This window comes from Anaerotignum neopropionicum, assembly GCF_001571775.1.
GTDB classification, from domain to species: Bacteria; Bacillota; Clostridia; order Lachnospirales; family Anaerotignaceae; genus Chakrabartyella; species Chakrabartyella neopropionicum.
Genome location: NZ_LRVM01000003.1, coordinates 65,003 through 83,180 on the forward strand (window position 1 = coordinate 65,003; position 18,178 = coordinate 83,180).

General features: G+C 39.0%; 12 protein-coding genes and 1 other annotated feature. Of the genes, 6 read left to right on the forward strand and 6 right to left on the reverse strand.

Going from position 1 to position 18,178, the window contains the following annotated elements:
* Positions 1–120: 120 nt before the first annotated feature.
* Together CLNEO_RS06005 and CLNEO_RS06010 are read left to right on the forward strand one after the other, a co-directional pair.
* Positions 121–1,842, forward strand: coding sequence for a S8 family peptidase (locus tag CLNEO_RS06005; RefSeq protein ID WP_066085945.1), 1,722 nt, complete (start codon positions 121–123; stop codon positions 1,840–1,842).
* Positions 1,843–1,873: 31 nt separating this feature from the next.
* A complete protein-coding gene (locus CLNEO_RS06010) occupies positions 1,874–3,115 on the forward strand; it encodes a peptidoglycan-binding protein (protein WP_066085948.1) in 1,242 nt (413 codons plus the stop codon).
* 210 nt (positions 3,116–3,325) lie between these two features.
* Here CLNEO_RS06010 and CLNEO_RS06015 read toward each other — a convergent pair whose 3' ends face one another.
* The 6 genes from CLNEO_RS06015 to CLNEO_RS06045 form a co-directional block, all read right to left on the reverse strand.
* Positions 3,326–5,059, reverse strand: coding sequence for a GGDEF domain-containing protein (locus tag CLNEO_RS06015; protein WP_066086616.1), 1,734 nt, complete (start codon positions 5,057–5,059; stop codon positions 3,326–3,328).
* Positions 5,060–5,120: 61 nt separating this feature from the next.
* On the reverse strand, positions 5,121–6,749 hold the full coding sequence (locus tag CLNEO_RS06020; protein WP_242864182.1) for a methyl-accepting chemotaxis protein: 1,629 nt from the start codon (positions 6,747–6,749) through the stop codon (positions 5,121–5,123).
* 946 nt (positions 6,750–7,695) lie between these two features.
* Positions 7,696–10,095: a phenylalanine--tRNA ligase subunit beta gene (gene pheT, locus CLNEO_RS06025; RefSeq protein ID WP_066085954.1), complete on the reverse strand. Its 2,400-nt coding sequence runs from the start codon at positions 10,093–10,095 to the stop codon at positions 7,696–7,698.
* Between the two features lie 43 nt (positions 10,096–10,138).
* Positions 10,139–11,158, reverse strand: a complete 1,020-nt coding sequence (gene pheS / locus CLNEO_RS06030) for a phenylalanine--tRNA ligase subunit alpha (protein ID WP_066085957.1) — start codon at positions 11,156–11,158, stop codon at positions 10,139–10,141.
* 51 nt (positions 11,159–11,209) lie between these two features.
* Positions 11,210–11,427 (reverse strand) — a binding site (T-box leader).
* A gap of 390 nt (positions 11,428–11,817) precedes the next feature.
* Positions 11,818–13,017 carry a DUF2812 domain-containing protein gene (locus tag CLNEO_RS06040; protein WP_066085963.1) on the reverse strand — a complete coding sequence of 400 codons (1,200 nt, stop codon included), beginning with the start codon at positions 13,015–13,017 and terminating at the stop codon, positions 11,818–11,820.
* A complete protein-coding gene (locus CLNEO_RS06045) occupies positions 13,014–13,325 on the reverse strand; it encodes a PadR family transcriptional regulator (RefSeq protein WP_066085965.1) in 312 nt (103 codons plus the stop codon). The genes CLNEO_RS06040 and CLNEO_RS06045 overlap by 4 nt, the downstream gene beginning before the upstream one ends.
* 252 nt (positions 13,326–13,577) lie before the next feature.
* Here CLNEO_RS06045 and CLNEO_RS06050 point away from each other — a divergent pair, with 252 nt between their 5' ends.
* The 4 genes from CLNEO_RS06050 to CLNEO_RS06065 all read left to right on the forward strand — a co-directional run bounded on the left by CLNEO_RS06050 (position 13,578) and on the right by CLNEO_RS06065 (position 18,034).
* Positions 13,578–15,197: a SpoIID/LytB domain-containing protein gene (locus CLNEO_RS06050; protein ID WP_066085968.1), complete on the forward strand. Its 1,620-nt coding sequence runs from the start codon at positions 13,578–13,580 to the stop codon at positions 15,195–15,197.
* A gap of 2 nt (positions 15,198–15,199) precedes the next feature.
* Positions 15,200–15,469, forward strand: coding sequence for a hypothetical protein (locus CLNEO_RS06055; RefSeq protein ID WP_066085970.1), 270 nt, complete (start codon positions 15,200–15,202; stop codon positions 15,467–15,469).
* 195 nt (positions 15,470–15,664) lie between these two features.
* A complete protein-coding gene (gene queA, locus CLNEO_RS06060) occupies positions 15,665–16,699 on the forward strand; it encodes a tRNA preQ1(34) S-adenosylmethionine ribosyltransferase-isomerase QueA (protein WP_066085973.1) in 1,035 nt (344 codons plus the stop codon).
* A 12-nt stretch (positions 16,700–16,711) separates the two neighbouring features.
* On the forward strand, positions 16,712–18,034 hold the full coding sequence (locus CLNEO_RS06065) for a replication-associated recombination protein A (protein ID WP_066085976.1): 1,323 nt from the start codon (positions 16,712–16,714) through the stop codon (positions 18,032–18,034).
* Positions 18,035–18,178: the final 144 nt, after the last annotated feature.

An 18,178-nucleotide genomic window follows, 5' to 3' on the forward strand; every position in this document is an offset into this window, starting at 1 on the left:
TGATTCTATAAAGAATTAAAAACTATTTAGTGATACAAGAATCTAGAAACTTCATAAGCTATACCTCGCTTCACATTAGCAATCCAATACTTTACAGCAAAAGATAGGAGGTGTTTTTTATTGGACACGGTTTCCAATGAATATGATTTAACTTTGGATGAATTTATTAAGCTTCCCACAACTGTAGATTTTGCTTTCGTAAATACGGATCGATTTAAATTGTTTGTTAAAGACAAACCCTATATTAAGCTGGGTACAGAAATGGCAAACGAAATGATTGTGTTATATACAAATAAAGATAATATCCCAAAATTGTTCGAAGAATTAGGAAACGATTTTGAAGAATTCTTCCCTAAAATTATGTCGCCCATGGACAGCAAAAGCAATGATGCCAGCGGAATTACGCGAGTTCAAAATCAGCCATTTATAAAGCTTACCGGCAAGGATGTTATCATCGCCTTTGTTGATACCGGCATTGATTATACAAAGGATGCATTTCGCTTTGATGATGGTTCTACAAAAATACTTTATCTTTGGGATCAAACTATTGACGGAAACAGACCAGATTATCTTTATTTTGGTTCCGTTTATACACATGAGGATATTAATAAAGCCCTAAATCACGAAAACCCTTATGAAATAGTTCCATCTATAGACGAGGATGGACATGGTACCTTTATGGCATCCGTTGCCGCCAGCAATGAAAAGGGAGAATATATCGGGGCGGCGCCAGAAGCATACATTATGGCAGTGAAGCTGCGCCGCGCCAATGATTATTATATTGAAAAATTCCTCTTGCCTAAGGAAAATCCAAATCTTTATGAATCCACGGATTATATTTTAGGAATGAAATATATTTTTGATCGCTCAGAAGAATTAAATTTGCCTATTGTAATGTGTATCACTATGGGCTCCAACTTCAGCGGCCATGACGGAGATACTTTATTTGAACAATATATTGATTATGGTGCTCAAAGAGCCGGTTATGCTTATGTTGTTGCGGCTGGAAATGAGAGTAATGCACGTCACCACGCCCAAGGCAAGATTGTCAAAACCCGCGCAACGGATACCTTTAGCATCAATGTGGGAAAGCAGGACGAATCCTTTCCGTTATTCATATATTCCTCGGCATACGATAAGATTTCCTTGAGCATTGCCTCTCCCACCAGCGAAGTAATTTCCCGTATCCCTTTTAAAGTTGGATTTAAATACGAGCAAAAACTGATTTCAGAAAATACAACCATATCAATTGAGTATTACAAATGTAGTAGTAATATTGCTTTTATTGGTTTTAAAAATGCCACCAAGGGAATTTGGGATATCCAACTTTTTGGTGATGCAATTATAGACGGAGATTATTTTGTTTGGCTTCCCGTTACGGGGCAAGTAAGCCCCTATATTGAATTATTTAAACCCTCACCTCAATATACCATTGTTTATCCCGGCAACGGGTTTAAATCCATTACCTGCGGTGCATATAACAGTAACGACAAAAGTCTATATGTGTCTTCTTCTTGGGGGCCGACAAGGTTGCCTCGTATGGCTCCAGACTTGGTGGCTCCTGGTGTAGGTGTGCAAGGCATTTACCCCACCGGCACGGGCTCAAAAACAGGAACCAGTGTAGCGGCAGCAATTACAGCTGGGGCTACGGCACTTTTGTTTGAATGGAGTATCGTTCAAGGGAATATACCTTCCATGGATGGAGAATTAGTCAAAACCTTCTTAATCAGTGGAGCTGGTCGAGATGAAAACAGGATATACCCCAATATTAAATGGGGATACGGAAGGCTTGATTTATATGGTAGTTTTAACGCAATAAAAGAATCAATTGTTGCTTATTAATTTGCTTTAAAATTCTCGAAGGAGGTTGTATATGTCAAACGGCAGAATTTCTTTACGCTCAAATTACTTAGGAGGAACAGGATTGTTAAGAATAAACACTTATCTTACAAATATAGGCATGCCCGCCGAAGGAGCAACAGTAACCGTTATAGATCCCTATGATGATTCGGTCATTGAGGAAACAAGAACAAATGCTTGGGGGGAAGTTTCGCCAATTCCCTTAAGTGCGCCCCCCGTTGATTACTCAATGGAATACGATATGCCACGTCCTTTTAATCAATATAATGTTAGAGTTACACTGCCTGATTATGAAGAAGCCATCATCAACAATGTGCAAATTTATCCAGAAACCACAGCAGTACAAGAAGTTTCCTTAACACCTATGTTTTCAGAAATAAATATTCCGTATCCTGTTTTATTCGGAAATTTCCCTCCGAAAATACCGGAAGCGGAAATCAAAAGGCTACCTTTTCCCAGCCAGCAGGTGGTGCTTCCTCAACCAGTTATTCCCAGTATTATCGTTGTGCATGCCGGTGTGCCTGAGGATGCATCTGCTCCAAACTATACGGTAGGTTTTAAGGACTATATTAAAAATGTGGCCAGTAGCGAAATATATGCCACATGGCCAAGGGAAACGTTAAAAGCAAACATTCATGCTATGCTGTCTTTTACGCTAAACAGAGTTTACACAGAATGGTATCGAGGAAAGGGCTTCGACTTCACCATAACAAATTCCACTGCCTATGATCAGGCGTTTACCTTCGGCAGGAATGTTTTCCAAGAAATATCCGAAGTTGTGGATGAAATATTTACAAATTATATTGCCAGACCGGATATTAGACAGCCATTGTTTACCCAATATGTAGATGGTAGGCGAGTGGTACGAGAGGGCTGGCTTAGCCAATGGGGCTCAAAAGACCTTGGAGATCAAGGCTATGACGCTTTACAAATACTACGCAATTACTATGGCAGCAATGTTTTTTTACGAGAAGCAGAAAAGGTTGATGGAATTCCCATGTCTTTTCCGGGCTCTACCCTTGCCATTGGCTCAAGCGGTGAAAGCGTAAGAACAATTCAAGAGCAGTTAAACGCAATTTCAAACAATTATCCTCTTATTCCCAAGTTAATTGAAGATGGGTCATACGGAGAAAGAACCGCAGAATCCGTTATGGTGTTCCAGAAAGTATTTAATTTACCACAGACGGGCACAGTAAATTATCCTACTTGGTATAAAATATCCGATGTTTACGTTGCAATTCAAAGGCTGTCCTAAGCTCTTTTGAACCATCAATAAAAGCCCAATTGCATTACAAGATTTGTCTTTCAAATCTCTGCAATTTGGGCTTTTATATTTTGGGAAAAAGACAGTGGCTAAAAACGATAGACATGCTTTTTCCATTGGCATTGATTCTGCCCTGACTCAGGCAAGAAAATATGCTTTCGTGGCAAATGACAAATAAAATGATATAGACATAAATAATAATTAAACTACCACAATAGAATTTCCGTTTTCCATTTTTGCCAATTTTTTTGTCCGGGCAATCACTTTGGATAATTCATTTAAATTTACATAAGTTTTATATTGATTTGTAACGACGGCAATGGAAATAGTGGCAAGAGAAAATGTATCCGTAAAACCATTTCTATTCCTTGAAACAATATAACCGTTTTCAGCGTCCTCCTGGGTATAAAGAAGCTTTGCTTTTGCAGCAAATAAATCAATTATTTTGCTGCAAAAAACCTCTGAACGGTGGCGGTTTGATATAATTACAAAATCATCCCCACCAATATGTCCAACGAACTCGCCATTTTCAACGCACTCCTTCAAAATATTTCCCAATGCAACAATCATTTGATCTCCCATTGTAAAGCCGTAGGCATCGTTATATGGCTTAAAGTTGTCAATGTCGATATATATGAGAGAAAAAGCGCTGTTCTCAATGATTTTTGTAGATATTCGCTTCTGTATCTCCGTGTTTCCCGGTAAACCTGTCAATGGATTTGAGCATTTTGCACGACTCACTTGAATACTAATTGCAGAATTCAATAAATCCTTAATTGTAACAATGCCGTAGTAGGAATTTTTATCCGTCACCACAATTGCATCATAAACCATAGAAAGTTCTCTTTCCATTGCCAACTCGGCAACTTTTTCAATCGGCGTTTTTTTGTCAACAGCTAAAAAATTGTCGTTAATTATTTGTTTGGCCTTAATTCTTTTGCTTAAGTCGTAACCAAATTGGCCGCTGAATCTTTCAAAAATATAGTTGCGCGTCAGCATACCGCATATGAAATTGTTTGCATCTAAAACGCACACCTCTGTGATCGTAATATCCTTTTTCATGTTATTAAAAACTTCAAATACATTGTCTTGTAAGGTTATACAGCGATTCTTTTTGGCGAGAATTCCAATTTCCCCCAAGATACCCGTAGTGTTTTTTGAATAATTTGCATTTTCTATAAGTACTTGTCGTTCCTTAACAATATCAACAAAATTTCTGTTGGGTTTTGACAGAAAAAAGCCTTGCCCATAATCAATGTTTAATTCAATTAAGGTTTTCAACTCTGCTTCTGTTTCAATTCCTTCTGCAATTATTTTAATTCCCGACTCTTTGCAAAACTTAACAATCGCAGCCACTGCAGATTTTTTTACGGTGTCCTCATTGATATTTCGAATAAGCTGCATATCAATTTTGATGAAATTCGGCGAAAATGCACAAACGCGGTTCATCCCGGAATAACCTGACCCAAAGTCATCAATTGCAATTTTAAAATGTTGGGATTGATAATGTGTTATGGCCGCCGTAAAGGTTTCCATATCGTTTATAGCGCTGCGTTCGGTTATTTCAAAAACAATATCATCGGGGCATAGCCCATATTGCTTTAGCTTTACGCGAGTAAACCCTTGAAAAATGTCTGGATCATGAATGATGTTCGGGTCCACATTGATAAATAATTTCGCATTACATGGCTTCCCCGTTGCATTTTCAAGTGCTCTCGCTCTGCATAATTGTTCCAGCTCCCACAATTTATATTGCTGTGCAGCAACCCTAAAAAGGTCTTCAATACTTAATTCACATTGAGAGATTGTAATTCTGCTAAGCGCTTCATATCCAAAAACGCTTCCATTTTCCAGGGAAATAATAGGCTGATAAACTGTACTGATTGCGCCGGTTGTAAGAATTGTAAAAAATTCATTCACTTTATCAGTTTTCAATCGCTTCTCCCCCCTATTAATTTGATCATAAAATCTATAAGAAAAGCAATTGCTTATTGCATCAGCTAATTTTTTCATTGCCATCAGTAGATACCTCTTGACGAACAAACTGCTTCATCTGCTGCTTTAATATGTTTACTTGCTGATAGCCATCCTCACTGCCATAAGCAAATTGCTGTGCTGTTTCCGTATTCATCCTTACAATGTGCCTAATATTTTCTGCCTCAAAAGAGATATTTTTAATATCTTCTTGATCTTTTTTAACGACTTTTGAGATTTTTGAAATCATTTCCGTAATATCATTTGTTCGATTTACAACCAAGTCCAAAGAATCGGACGTATGTGAAACAGTGCGTTCGCATTTATTTGTTAATTGCAATGAGTTATCGATTAATTCCTCCGTTTCCTTAGCAGCCTGGGTAACCTTTTGTGCCAAAGCTCTTACCTCCCCCGCTACAACCGAAAATCCTCTTCCCGCTGCACCTGCCCGTGCTGCCTCTATAGAAGCATTTAGTGCCAAAATATCGGTTTGAAAAGCAATATCATTGATTGTATTAATAATTTTTTTAATTTTAGAAGCATGGGCAGTCACATCTGTAATCGCGTTGGTTGTTTGGGACATATGCTGGCGAGTGATACCTACTTGCTCATTCATCTCGTATGTTGCCTGACTTATTTTCTGTATCTGCTCCGCGTTGTGCTTAGAGTTGTTGGAAATTACACATAGTGTGTCTGAAAGCTGTGTAATAGATTCGTTTTGCTTTACTGCGTGAATGGAAAGATTTTGCGCACCCTCCAAAACATCCTTTACATGGCCCTCCACTCTTTGTGTCGCAGTATCCACATTGTTTAGTGCATAATTAATATAGGACTGCATATTTTCCGCAGCAACCAAAAGGCTTTGATAATCTCCTGTGTAGTGCTCTCGATGTATCGTTTGATAAACCATATTCCCTTTTGCCATTTCCTCTAACATACTGGCCACATCCCGCATAAGGATTTGCAAAGTCTGTGCCATTTGTTCGCAGGAACAAATAACATCATCCAATTCATCTCCCGGTAAATGCTTTTCGCCAGAAAAATTCAAATTCCCAATTTCAATGCAATCTGCGATATGTATAATTTTACTGGTTGCCTTGCGAATTGTTTTATCCAGCATTCCTGCTGTAAAAAGTAAAATAAAGCCTAGTGATGTTGTGGCAATAATCAAAAGCAATGTCGTGTGATGTCGCTGTTGAACCGTTTCCTGAAGGGCTAAGGTTGCAGCATGTTCCGCTTTTATCGATACAGTATCCAAAATATCATATAAATCATCTACATGCTGCTTATAATCGCCACGAATGGCAACCAAAGCTTTTTCCGTCTGCCCTGCAAAAACATAGGACATTACCTTCATCTCTTCTGCTATAAATTTGTTCAGCGTATTGTTTAGTTCCTTCATTAATTGATCATCAGAAAAGCTTTTTTTCAAAATATTTATATCGCTAACTGTTTTTTGCACTGCTAAGTCTACCGCTTCATTGCTTTGTTCATAATCGTGGTTAATAACAGCGGAGAGAATTGTATGATCTAGGGTTACGACATCATTTCTAATCTGCATTTGTTGAATGCTATTTTTATATTCAATATCATAAAAAGACTGCATTTTTTGCTCTGCTGTTTGCAATGCTCCAAGAATAATTAAAATCATCAAAATATTCATGCAGATTGCGATTGCACATACCAAATGCAGTTTATGGCTTATTTTTAAGTTTCGTTTTACATTAGGCACTCTTGATAGTTGTTTTTTTTGTTTTATACTGGGGAGTTTTATAAAATTTAATTTTGGTTTAATTTTATATATTTTTTCAAGATAACGTGTGAATTTTGTATTAAATCCTACTGCAAATTTAAAATAATGTCTTAAGCTAATTTTTCTTGAAAATTTAAAATTTGGTTTGTGTAAATTAATTTTTTTATTCATTGTCATTTTTCTCCATAATATGCTGATAAATTTTAACATTACTTAAAATAATTATAGCAGTCACATTTTTGAGAAACTATCAAAATCATGTAAACCTTATGTTATATCTGTGTTAAATTGTGCAATTTTTCACCAAAAAGTTATAAATTGTAACAAGATAATATAACCACCATATAAAAAATTTTTTAAATTGTAAAATTTCCATTAAAATAAAAATACAATGTATTGCCAGCAGAAAGTTCAGTTGCTCTAACACGTTTTTATTTTTGACGTTGTAAAATTAAGTTTTCTGTAACCTCTAGGAGAAAGTGAAAAGATAAAACAAATGAAAAAACCTTTATATTCCAAGTATTACACTTCAGTTGAAACATCATGTAAGTCATGGTTACACAATTAACTGGTCAAAAAGAATCTCAAAACTACAAAATTACTCTTAATAAAAATCGCACAAGGTATAAAATTATCCTAGGACAAGTACAACCAAATGGTTCGCTGTTTTTCAAATTATAAAACTGTATCATCAAAGTGACGTAGGGGATTATTTAGATTAAATGAAACAAAAGACGGTATGTTGCTTTTACAATCACAAAAATTTATATAAGATAAATTACACTTTTTTTAGAATAATGACCTCGTTATCATATGATAACGAGGTCATTTTATTTCCTATAATTTATTTATCTCTAAGTTGTGCGTCCAGTTCTGTTGCCAGATCCTTCAAAATTGCTTGCATTGCATCTGCAATATCTGTATCCGCCAGTGTTTTATCAGCACTGCGGAAAGAAATGGAGTATGCAACAGATTTATAGCCTGCTTCAATCTGTGCACCTTGATAAACATCGAATAATTCAATGCTTTCCAAGTACTCTCCACCATTTTTCTTGATGATATCGCTAATTTCTTTCACTGTGACATTCTCTTTCACAAGCATCGCAATATCTCTTGTCATGCCTGGGAATTTAGGTAAAGGCTTATAGGTTACATTTCTGTCCGCATATGCAATTATTTTTTCCAAATCCAAAACAGCCATGTATGCCTTTGTGCCAATTTCATAATTTTTTGCAGTTACGGGGTGCAATTCGCCCAAGTAGCCAACGGTATCTCCATTTACTTTTACGCTTGCCGTTCTGCCGGGATGCATCCATACAATTTCTTTTTCAGGCAGATATTCTACACTGTTGCTTAGGCCTAAAACATCAAACAAATGCTCTACAATTCCCTTTAAATCAAAGAAATCCATGTTCCCATACATCCCTACGGTTAATGTGGGGATTTCATGGGGCAATTCTGTCAAAGGCAATGCCTTTGGGATATAGACTCTAGCAACCTCAAATAAACCTGCCTGTTCGTTACGTCTGTTGTAATTTGTAGACAATGAGGTCAAAATTCCGTTAAAGGAAACCGTACGCATAATGCTGAAATCCTCACCCAAGGGATTGGAAATTGTAACAGTCTCTCTCAATTTGCTTTCAGCGGGAATCATCAGCTTATCAAACACCTTGGGGCTTTCAAAGCTGTAAGTCATAGCTTCACAAAGGCCATCAGAAATCATGGTATCCTTTACCAAAGCCGTAACCGATTGCTCATAGGTTTTCTTACCAACGGTAGGTGTACCTGATGCTAAAGTATCGGGGATTTTGTCATAGCCAAAGAAGCGGGCAACCTCCTCTGCCAAATCCGCCTGTGCTTCCAAGTCGGGGCGATAGGTAGGGACAATTACCGTGTGCTTTGCAGGGTCAACAATCAAGCCTAGGCGTTCAAAGGTAATTTGCATTTCTTCTTCGGAAATTTCAGTTCCAAGGAATTTATTAATCCATTGGGGAGAATAAGAAAGCTCCCAAGGCTTACGCTGATTGGGATAGCAGTCCACCATACCAGGAACAACCTCGCCAATGCCCAGCATTTCAACAAGCTGAACCGCACGGTTAACAGCATCTAACGCCATGTTTGGATCCAAGCCTTTTTCATATTTGCTGGAGGCATCGGTACGCAAGCCCACATTTTTTGCTGTGATACGCACATTAGGGCCATTGAAGTTTGCCGATTCAAATAAGATTGCCTCTGCGTCCTCACTAATCATGGAGTTTTCACCACCCATAACCCCTGCAATGGCAACAGCCTTTTCAGGATCTGCAATCACCAGCATAGATTCGTTCAATGTTCTTTCCGCACCATCCAAAGTAACGATTTTTTCGTCAGCTCTGGCATTTCTTACAATAATTTTTCTGTCCGAAATGCAGTCGATATTAAAAGCATGCATTGGCTGACCCATTTCCAGCATAACGTAATTTGTAATGTCTACTATATTATTGATGGGGCGAACGCCTGCCGCTCTTAATCTTTTACGCATCCAACGGGGAGAAGGCCCAATTTTTACATTTTTCACAGCTCTTGCGATATATCTGGGGCAAAGCTCTGGATTTTGAATTTCAACGGAAATCATCTCGTCGATTTTCCCTTCGCCTTCTTCTTTCACTACAATTTCAGGGTATCTGAATTCATTCTTGTAAGTTACGGCAGTTTCCCTTGCCAAACCTAAAATACTAAAGCAATCAGGACGGTTGGAGGTAATTTCAAACTCTACAACTACGTCTTTGATGTCTAAAATTTCAATAGCATCCTTACCCAATTCCACCGCTTCGGGAAAGATATAAATGCCATGCTCCGGAGCTTCAGGAAAATCATGACGGTCGCAGCCCAATTCCTCAATGGAGCAAAGCATTCCTTCGGATTCAACACCCCTTAAAGCGCCTGTTTTAATTTCTTTTCCCCCTGCAATCACAGAGCCATCCAAGGCAACGGGTACATAATCCCCTACATTTATATTTTGCGCACCTGTTACAATGGTTAAATCCTTACCTTGGGCGGCATCAATAGTGCAAATTTGCAGTTTATCTGCATCGGGATGCTTTTCAATGGCCTTGATATAGCCTGTTACAACATTCTTAATCTCACCCGCTAAGGCAGTGTATCCCTCTACCTTGGAGCCGCTCATCGTAATATCTTCAACATAATCCTTAATGCCTACGTTCACATCGGTATATTCTTTTAACCAGGACATCGGTAAATCCATGATAATAACTCTCCTTTCAAAATAAAAGCGCTTTCGAAATATCTTAAAACTGCTTCAAGAATTTCACATCATTTTCAAACAGCAAACGCATATCCGTAATTCCATAGCGCTGCATGGCAACACGCTCAAGTCCCATACCAAAAGCAAAGCCACTGTATTCGTCGGGGTCAATACCGCTCATTTTTAATACTTTAGGATGCACCATGCCACAGCCCAAAAGCTCAATATATCCTTCCCCTTTGCATACACGGCAGCCTTTACCGCCACAAGCAAAGCAGGTTACGTCCATTTCTGCACTGGGTTCTGTAAAAGGGAAATGATGAGGACGGAAGCGAACCTTTGTGTCCTCGCCGAATAATTCCTTTGCAAATACCGCCAATGCGCCTTTTAAATCGCCCATAGTAATATTTTTATCAATTACAAGCCCTTCCAGCTGATGGAACACGGGGGAATGGGTTGCATCAACCTCGTCGGAACGATAAACTGTACCGGGAGAAATCATACGAATCGGCATCTTCCCTTTTTCCATAGTACGAACCTGAATGGGAGAGGTTTGCGTCCTCAAAAGAATACCGTTGCCAATGTAGAAGGTATCCTGTTCATCTCTGGCAGGATGGTTGGCAGGGATATTAAGTGCTTCAAAGTTATAGTATTCCTGTTCTACTTCCGGGCCTTCAACCACTTCGTAGCCCATGCCCATAAAAATATTGCTGATTTCATCAATTACAATGCTCATAGGATGCTTATGACCTCCTGCCTGGGGCTTGCCAGGCATGGTAACATCAATTTTTTCCTTTTCCAAACGGTGGGTAATTTCAGCTGCCTCCAGACGTTTTTTCGCTTCCTCCAGCTTGCTTTCGATATCCTGTCTTACTTCATTCGCCAGCTGGCCAATGATAGGACGTTCCTCTGCGGAAAGCTTGCCCATTTCCTTCAAAATGGCAGTCAATTCCCCCTTCTTTCCCAGATATTTTACCTTCATTTCATCAATGTCTTTTATTTCCGTTGCTTCATGGAAGGCAGCAATCGCCTTGTCATGGATTAATTTCAGCTTTTCCTTCATAACACTTCTCCTCTCAATTGCTTTTTGCAAAAAAAAATAGCCCTCATCCAAAAAAGGGACGAAGACTTCCGCGGTACCACCCAAATTCCTGCAATCACAGGCACTCTTATGCGTAACGAGCATGAATCGGATTTTCTTACTGAATGAATGTTCAGAAAACCAGCTCCAGTGGGAACTTCTACAGATTCCTTGCAAAAAGCACTTTCAGCCGATGGCGCTTTCTCTCTGCTGCTTTTTATCTGTGTACTTTTCACCTTCATAGCCATTAACTCTTTCTATATCAGAAATATTTTATCACATCATAAAAGAAAGTCAAGGCTTAAAGCAGTATTGTAATAAATAAAAATACTGCTTTATAAAAAAGATGGTAACGAAATGAATGTTTGTTACCATCTTAATCAAAACTTTCTATTTAAATTCCACTACAGCTTGATATTTCATCTGCAAATTCAGATATATCTTCATTACCAAAATATTGAATACAAATTACCTTTTTTCAGAGGACGGTCATAAATATTAGCAGGTATTAATCTAAAAACCGTAAAAATCCCCTCCCTATTCATGAATATAGCTAAATTTTTTCACAAATTATCTTTTAGCTGTTTTATATGTTCCTTTTTAGTTCTACGCCTTTACGCCTCTGCTTTTTTGAACATTTATTACATTTTGCTAAAATCATTTACTGCATCGTAAATGTTATCAACCACCGTTTCAAGGTTCTCATTCCCATAATATTCTATGAAAACTACTTTAGTGCCTTTTCTTGCAAAAAACATTTGCGTGTCATCTGCCAAAACCAGCGTTGCCTGATCAAATTGGGTATCATGCAACTCATGATATTGCACTGTTTCAAAGAAATCCCGATTTACGTTATCCTTTATCACTTCCCGAAAAAGGATTTTTGCAAGGAATTGAAACCGCATACGGTAGTATTCTGTTTTTATGCAGGGAAAATCGGCTTCCGCATTATCTTCCGTAACCCCCTCTGGAATCTGTCCATATTCTTCTACAGTATACGCTTCAGGAGCCACTGCTGACCAATGAAATATAATAATATTTTCATAGTTACCTTCATATTCATCATCATATGGAGAAATAAAGTTTAGGTTTGTTTCTAAAGCCGTAATAGGAATGGCAGGATAATTGCCCTCATACGTTGATAAGTCCGCATACCAATAGGATTTATCCGAATAATGTACCGAATAAAACATAAGAAAAGCGCATACAAGCGGAAAGGCATATATAAAGTATCGGCGATATGTGGGTTTATACCTATCACAGTGAACAATTTTCACACCTGATTCTAATTGTTCCTTTATTTTTTTCATTTTTCTATGATCCTGATAAGTCTGCCAAATCAAAAATAGATATAGAAAAATTATAATTTGATTGGGGAATCCAGAGCCATATTTCGCATCAAAATAGACAGGATTAATAATAAGTGTTGAATAAATTATCATTCCTCCAAAAAGTGAAAACATAAATACCGAAAGCCAGAAATAAGAATCCAAGCTCTTATTCAAATTCACAAAAGTTTCTGCTTGTATAGCAGGGTCTGTATGAATCTCTGTTGCATCTTCCCTTGTTGCTTGATATAAGTGAAAATACCCCATTTTACAAATGTATTTCCAGCCTTGTTCTTCATAATAAATCCGCATATCTTCTGGTGGTTCTTTTCCTTTTTGTCCGTACGGTTCTAAGCGATATTTCGTTTTTTGGGGAGTACGTTTTTCAAAGGTAGCAAAATTGCCCCACATTTTTATAACAAAGCATCCTTTTGATGCCATATGACTAAAATATGTCTCAACTTGTGTAATGTCATAAATGCTGACAGGAATCAGCCTTGGAATAAGTCTCATAATACATCCCCCTCACTATCTAAAATACAAGTCTTTAACCGCAAAAGCTCTTCTTGATACATCCCGATTCCCCTTTCGGTAATGCGATAAATTCGCTTTCTTCCTTCTACCGCTGTTTCTTCTATGATTTTTTCTTCTTCAAACCGTGCTAGAATGGTATACAGCGTTCCTGGACCGATTTTCACCCTGCTCTTTGTTTTGATTTCGATATATTGGGCGACATCTGTGCCACACATTTCTCCCTTGGAAAAAGCCAATAAAATATAGTACATGCTTTCCGTTAAGCCTTCAAAAGCCTTTTTCGCCAAAACATTACCTGCTTTCTTTATCGATAATTGATATTGTATATCGATATTATGGTATCGATGATTGATATTGTCAAGATTATTTTTTCCCACTCCAAAATATAACGTAATATTTTCCGAACCAATAACATGAATATATTGGCAAAATAAAAAGTATTTTTTTTGATATATGCTCTATTAAAAACAGCCGATTTTTGGTATACTTGTAAACAAATGAATTTTACATATTGCTGATGGAAATCAGGAGGATTTTTTATGAATAAAAAACTGAAAAGATTGATTACAATGGCATTGACATTAGGCTTAACATTTTCTGCTATGCCTCAGTCAGCCTTCGCCTTTGAAGTACCACAGGTATTACGAATTGGTTTGGAAAGCATTTGCAAAAACAAAACCACAATAACACTAGGCGGAGATGAACTTCTCATTGGAACGGAAAAAAACGGGAATTTTTACAAGGACGGAACCATTTCCTCAAAATCAGGCTTCACAGTCAATTTATGTTCGGGAGAGTATATTGCAATAGATGATGAGATGGCTCAAGAGGACGCCTCTGATCTGGCATATAATTTGAACCGCTTAAACTTAAAAGCCTATGCCACCTACTTGGGCAAGGACGATTGGACGGTATATGTTGCCAACAGCTCTGTTTCCGAGGTGGAGCAGGCCAGCCGCTACAGCGCTTCCAGAGAAAGGGATTTTGTTGGAATACGATTGGATACCAGCGGAGAAGCCCTATTATTTCCAAAGGATGCAAACACTGTGTTTATGGGTACGGCAAAAGAGGATACCTTTATCATTAGTGGAAAAAGCTACAGGGGCATGCTCACGTTTGCCATAAACGGCTTGGCAATGACAGCAGTTAATATTGTGGAGCTAGAGGATTATTTGTATGGCGTTGTGCCTGCTGAAATGCCTCAGTCCTATGAAATGGAAGCATTAAAGGCTCAGGCGATTGCAGCAAGAACCTATGCCATGACAATGCTGAACACTCATATTAGTTTAGGCTATCAGCTTTGCGACACTACAAATTGTCAAGTGTATAACGGCTATAGCGGTGAGGCCGCAAGAACCACGCAAGCGGTAAATGCAACAGCAGGAGAAGTGGCTTGTTATAACGGAAAACCTATTGAAGCGTATTTTTCCGCATCTACAGGGGGCTATACGGAAAACAGTGAAAATGTTTGGTATAATGCATTGCCCTATTTAAAAGCCGTTCCTGAAATTGCAGAGGATGGGGATAATACATGGGCAGTCACCCTCACCCTTGATGATTTAGATGCTTTGCTTTCTACAAAGGGAGCAAACATTGGCCGCGCCCAGGATATTGTAATTACAAAGCTTTCCACAGGCGGACGCATACAGGAAATGCAAATAGTAGGCTCTACAGGTTCAAAAACTTTAACCAAGGAGGACATACGAACCTATTTTTCCGCAGCATCTTGTGGAAGTCTGCCCGGAAAAATGTTTACAATAAACGGGAAAGGCGGCGAAATTGGTGTATACAGCGGCAGCCTTGGGAAAACCACAAGCAGCACTCAAGCATCAACGGCAGTTTCAGGCAGTCTTGCTGCGGCAGCGGCAAAAAACGGAATTATTGCAAAGACGGAAGGTGCTTTATCATCCATTAGCGGCAAAAACATATCTGTTTTTGGTGGAAGCAGTGCAGTAGTGAACACAACCCAATCTTCAGAATATGAGGTATATTCTGTAAACATCAGTACCGTAAAAAATGGTCGTTTTGTCATCGAAGGCGTCGGCAGAGGCCATGGTGTTGGCTTAAGCCAAAAAGGCGCTCAAGCAATGGCAAAATTAGGATATACTTATGATGAAATATTGAAATACTACTATACAGGTATTACAATAGAGGGATGAGCATGGATTTAAGAAAGTTTTTATTACAGCAGCGTGGATTTGCCGATGATAATGAAAATAAAGTCTATTTTACCGATAGAGGACTTTATCAGGAACCACAAGACGAGGAATTTTGGTTATTTTTGGACGAGGGCTTGCGTTGTGGTGGTACTGCAAGAAAAATTCCATGTGATAAAGAGTATATCAAAGCAGTGCTTTTGGGCTGTGGTAAAATTGATTTGTGGCAAAAAGTCTTTTCAAATATTGAAAAATGGAAAAAAGAAAATAGCTAAATAATGAAAATTGAAGTAGATACAGTGGAATCTATCCCAAATTGATTTGAATACGCAAGTGATACCATTTCTTTTTATAAAAACAGATAAGTTCATGGACAATTGTAAATGAGCTTATCTGTTCATTTTGTTGTTTTTGGAAAAAAACGAAAAAAACGGTATTCGCAGAAATTATATTGAATTAAGGAGTTTAGCATGAAAACAAGTGATTTTTATTTTGATTTACCCGAAGAGCTGATTGCGCAAGAACCATTGGCCGATAGAGCATCCTCCAGGTTGCTGGTTGTAAACAAAGAAACGGGCGTGTGGGAGCATAAATACTTTCGGAATATCATGGATTATTTACGTGCCGGAGATTGTTTGGTTATCAACAATACCCGCGTTTTGCCCGCTCGCTTATATGGCGAACGCGTTGGCACAGGTGCGGCGATGGAAATTCTTCTTCTTACACGAAAGGATTTGGATACCTGGGAGGTTTTGGTGCGGCCTGGGAAAAAGGCAAAGCCCGGTGATAAAATTTCTTTTGGCAATGGTAAATTGGTTGCCGAAGTTTTGGAAGTAATTGAAGGCGGCAATCGTATCCTACGCTTTACCTATGAAGGTGTATTTGAAGCAATTCTAGCTGAGCTGGGAGAAATGCCCCTCCCCCCCTATATTACCCATCGTTTGGAGGACAAAGAACGTTATCAGACAGTTTACGCAAAGCATGAGGGTTCTGCGGCTGCCCCAACGGCAGGACTGCATTTTACACCGGAGCTATTAGAGGAAATTAAAGCAATGGGTATAAAAATTGCCCACGTTACCCTTCATGTTGGACTAGGAACCTTTCGCCCTGTAAAGGTGGAAGATGTTCTTGCCCATGAAATGCATTCGGAATATTATGTGGTGGAGCAAGAACAGGCGGATATTATTAACGAAACCAAACGCAATGGAGGCCGTATTTTTTCCGTTGGAACAACCAGTACACGAACTCTGGAATCTGCTGCGGATGAAAATGGCATCGTGCAGGCAAAAAGCGGATGGACACAGATTTTTATCTATCCTGGTTATCAGTTTAAAATCATTGATTGCTTGATTACAAATTTCCATTTGCCTGAATCTACATTAATCATGCTGGTTTCTGCTTTGGTAGGAAAGGATTTGACAATGGCAGCGTATGGGGAAGCAGTAAAAGAAAAATATCGTTTCTTCTCCTTTGGGGATGCATGCTTGTTTTTGACGAAACCATAAGGTGGTGAAAAGATGGATCTTTTTGAATATAACAGGAGCTTAAGGGGCAACGGGGATTCTCCCCTAGCCGCACGTATGCGGCCAAAAACCTTGGAGGAATTTGTTGGTCAAGAGCACATTGTTGGAAAAGATAAGCTATTGTATCGTGCCATAAAGGGAGATCGTATCAGTTCTGTAATATTTTATGGCCCTCCCGGCACAGGCAAAACAACCCTTGCAAAGATTATCGCCAATACAACAAAAAGCGAATTTCGCCAAATCAATGCCACCACTGCAGGCATTAAAGATATTAAGGATGTGGTTGCCGATGCGAAGGACAGGCAGGGAATGTATGGCACAAAAACCATTTTGTTTATTGACGAGATTCATCGTTTTAATAAGACCCAGCAGGATGCCCTTTTGCCTCATGTGGAGGATGGTACGATAATTTTAATTGGAGCGACTACGGAAAACCCCTATTTTGAAGTGAATAAGGCTCTTGTTTCCCGCTCCGTTATCTTTCAGCTAAAGCCTTTGGAACAAAAGGATATTGAAAAGCTGTTACGCTGGGCAATTGAGGACGTTGAACGAGGTATGGGTGCATATCAAGCAGAAATCGATGCCGATGCCTTGGCCTTTCTTGCGGATACTGCCAACGGGGATGCAAGAACGGGTTTGAACGCCTTGGAGCTTGCCGTTTTAACCACCGACAAAGGAAAAGACGGTAAACTTCATATCACCCTGCCTGTTGCCGAGGAATGCATTCAAAAACGAGCATTAAATTACGATAAAAATGGCGATAACCATTATGATACGATTTCCGCCTTTATCAAGAGTATGCGGGGCTCTGATCCCGACGCGGCATTATATTATTTGGCAAAAATGATTTATGCAGGCGAGGATCCTAAGTTTATTGCCCGTCGCGTGGTTATTTGTGCCTCGGAGGATGTGGGAAATGCAGACCCTCACGCCCTTCAGCTTGCCGTTGCAGCCATGCAGGCGGTGAATTTTATCGGCTTGCCCGAAGGCCGAATACCCCTTGCTCAAGCCGTAACCTATGTAGCCTGTGCACCCAAAAGCAATGCAGCATATCTGGGGATTAACCAAGCCTTGGAGGATGTAAAAAACATTAGAATTCGTACCGTTCCGCCCCATTTAAAGGATGCCCATTACAGCGGTTCAAAGGATATGGGAAACGGTCTTGGTTATCGATACGCCCATGACTATCCAAATCATTATGTGAAGCAGCAATACTTGCCGGATGAATTGTCGGGAAAGGTATATTATGACCTTTCAGATAGTGGCGTCGAACGAAGGATGAAAGAGCATATGAAACGGCTAAAGGACAACACCTAAAGCTTTTAATATTTTTTTGATATGGAGTATTTTTTTGGTTTTACGATTCATGGCGGTAAGCATCTTACTTTTGCTGTGCAAAAGTCGGCTTCGCCGTCTGCCCTATCTTGAGCATTAAGGTGTCACCTTGCTGTGCAATCTGCC

Excerpts from the sequence above, each read along its gene's own strand:
- CLNEO_RS06050 (WP_066085968.1), top strand. The coding sequence starts at position 13,578 with ATGAATAAAAAACTGAAAAGATTGATTACAATGGCATTGACATTAGGC.
- CLNEO_RS06040 (WP_066085963.1), bottom strand. The coding sequence starts at position 13,017 with ATGAGACTTATTCCAAGGCTGATTCCTGTCAGCATTTATGACATTACA.
- CLNEO_RS06010 (WP_066085948.1), top strand. The coding sequence starts at position 1,874 with ATGTCAAACGGCAGAATTTCTTTACGCTCAAATTACTTAGGAGGAACA.
- pheT (WP_066085954.1), bottom strand. The coding sequence starts at position 10,095 with ATGGATTTACCGATGTCCTGGTTAAAAGAATATACCGATGTGAACGTA.
- CLNEO_RS06065 (WP_066085976.1), top strand. The coding sequence starts at position 16,712 with ATGGATCTTTTTGAATATAACAGGAGCTTAAGGGGCAACGGGGATTCT.
- queA (WP_066085973.1), top strand. The coding sequence starts at position 15,665 with ATGAAAACAAGTGATTTTTATTTTGATTTACCCGAAGAGCTGATTGCG.
- pheS (WP_066085957.1), bottom strand. The coding sequence starts at position 11,158 with ATGAAGGAAAAGCTGAAATTAATCCATGACAAGGCGATTGCTGCCTTC.
- CLNEO_RS06020 (WP_242864182.1), bottom strand. The coding sequence starts at position 6,749 with ATGATTTTAATTATTCTTGGAGCATTGCAAACAGCAGAGCAAAAAATG.
- CLNEO_RS06055 (WP_066085970.1), top strand. The coding sequence starts at position 15,200 with ATGGATTTAAGAAAGTTTTTATTACAGCAGCGTGGATTTGCCGATGAT.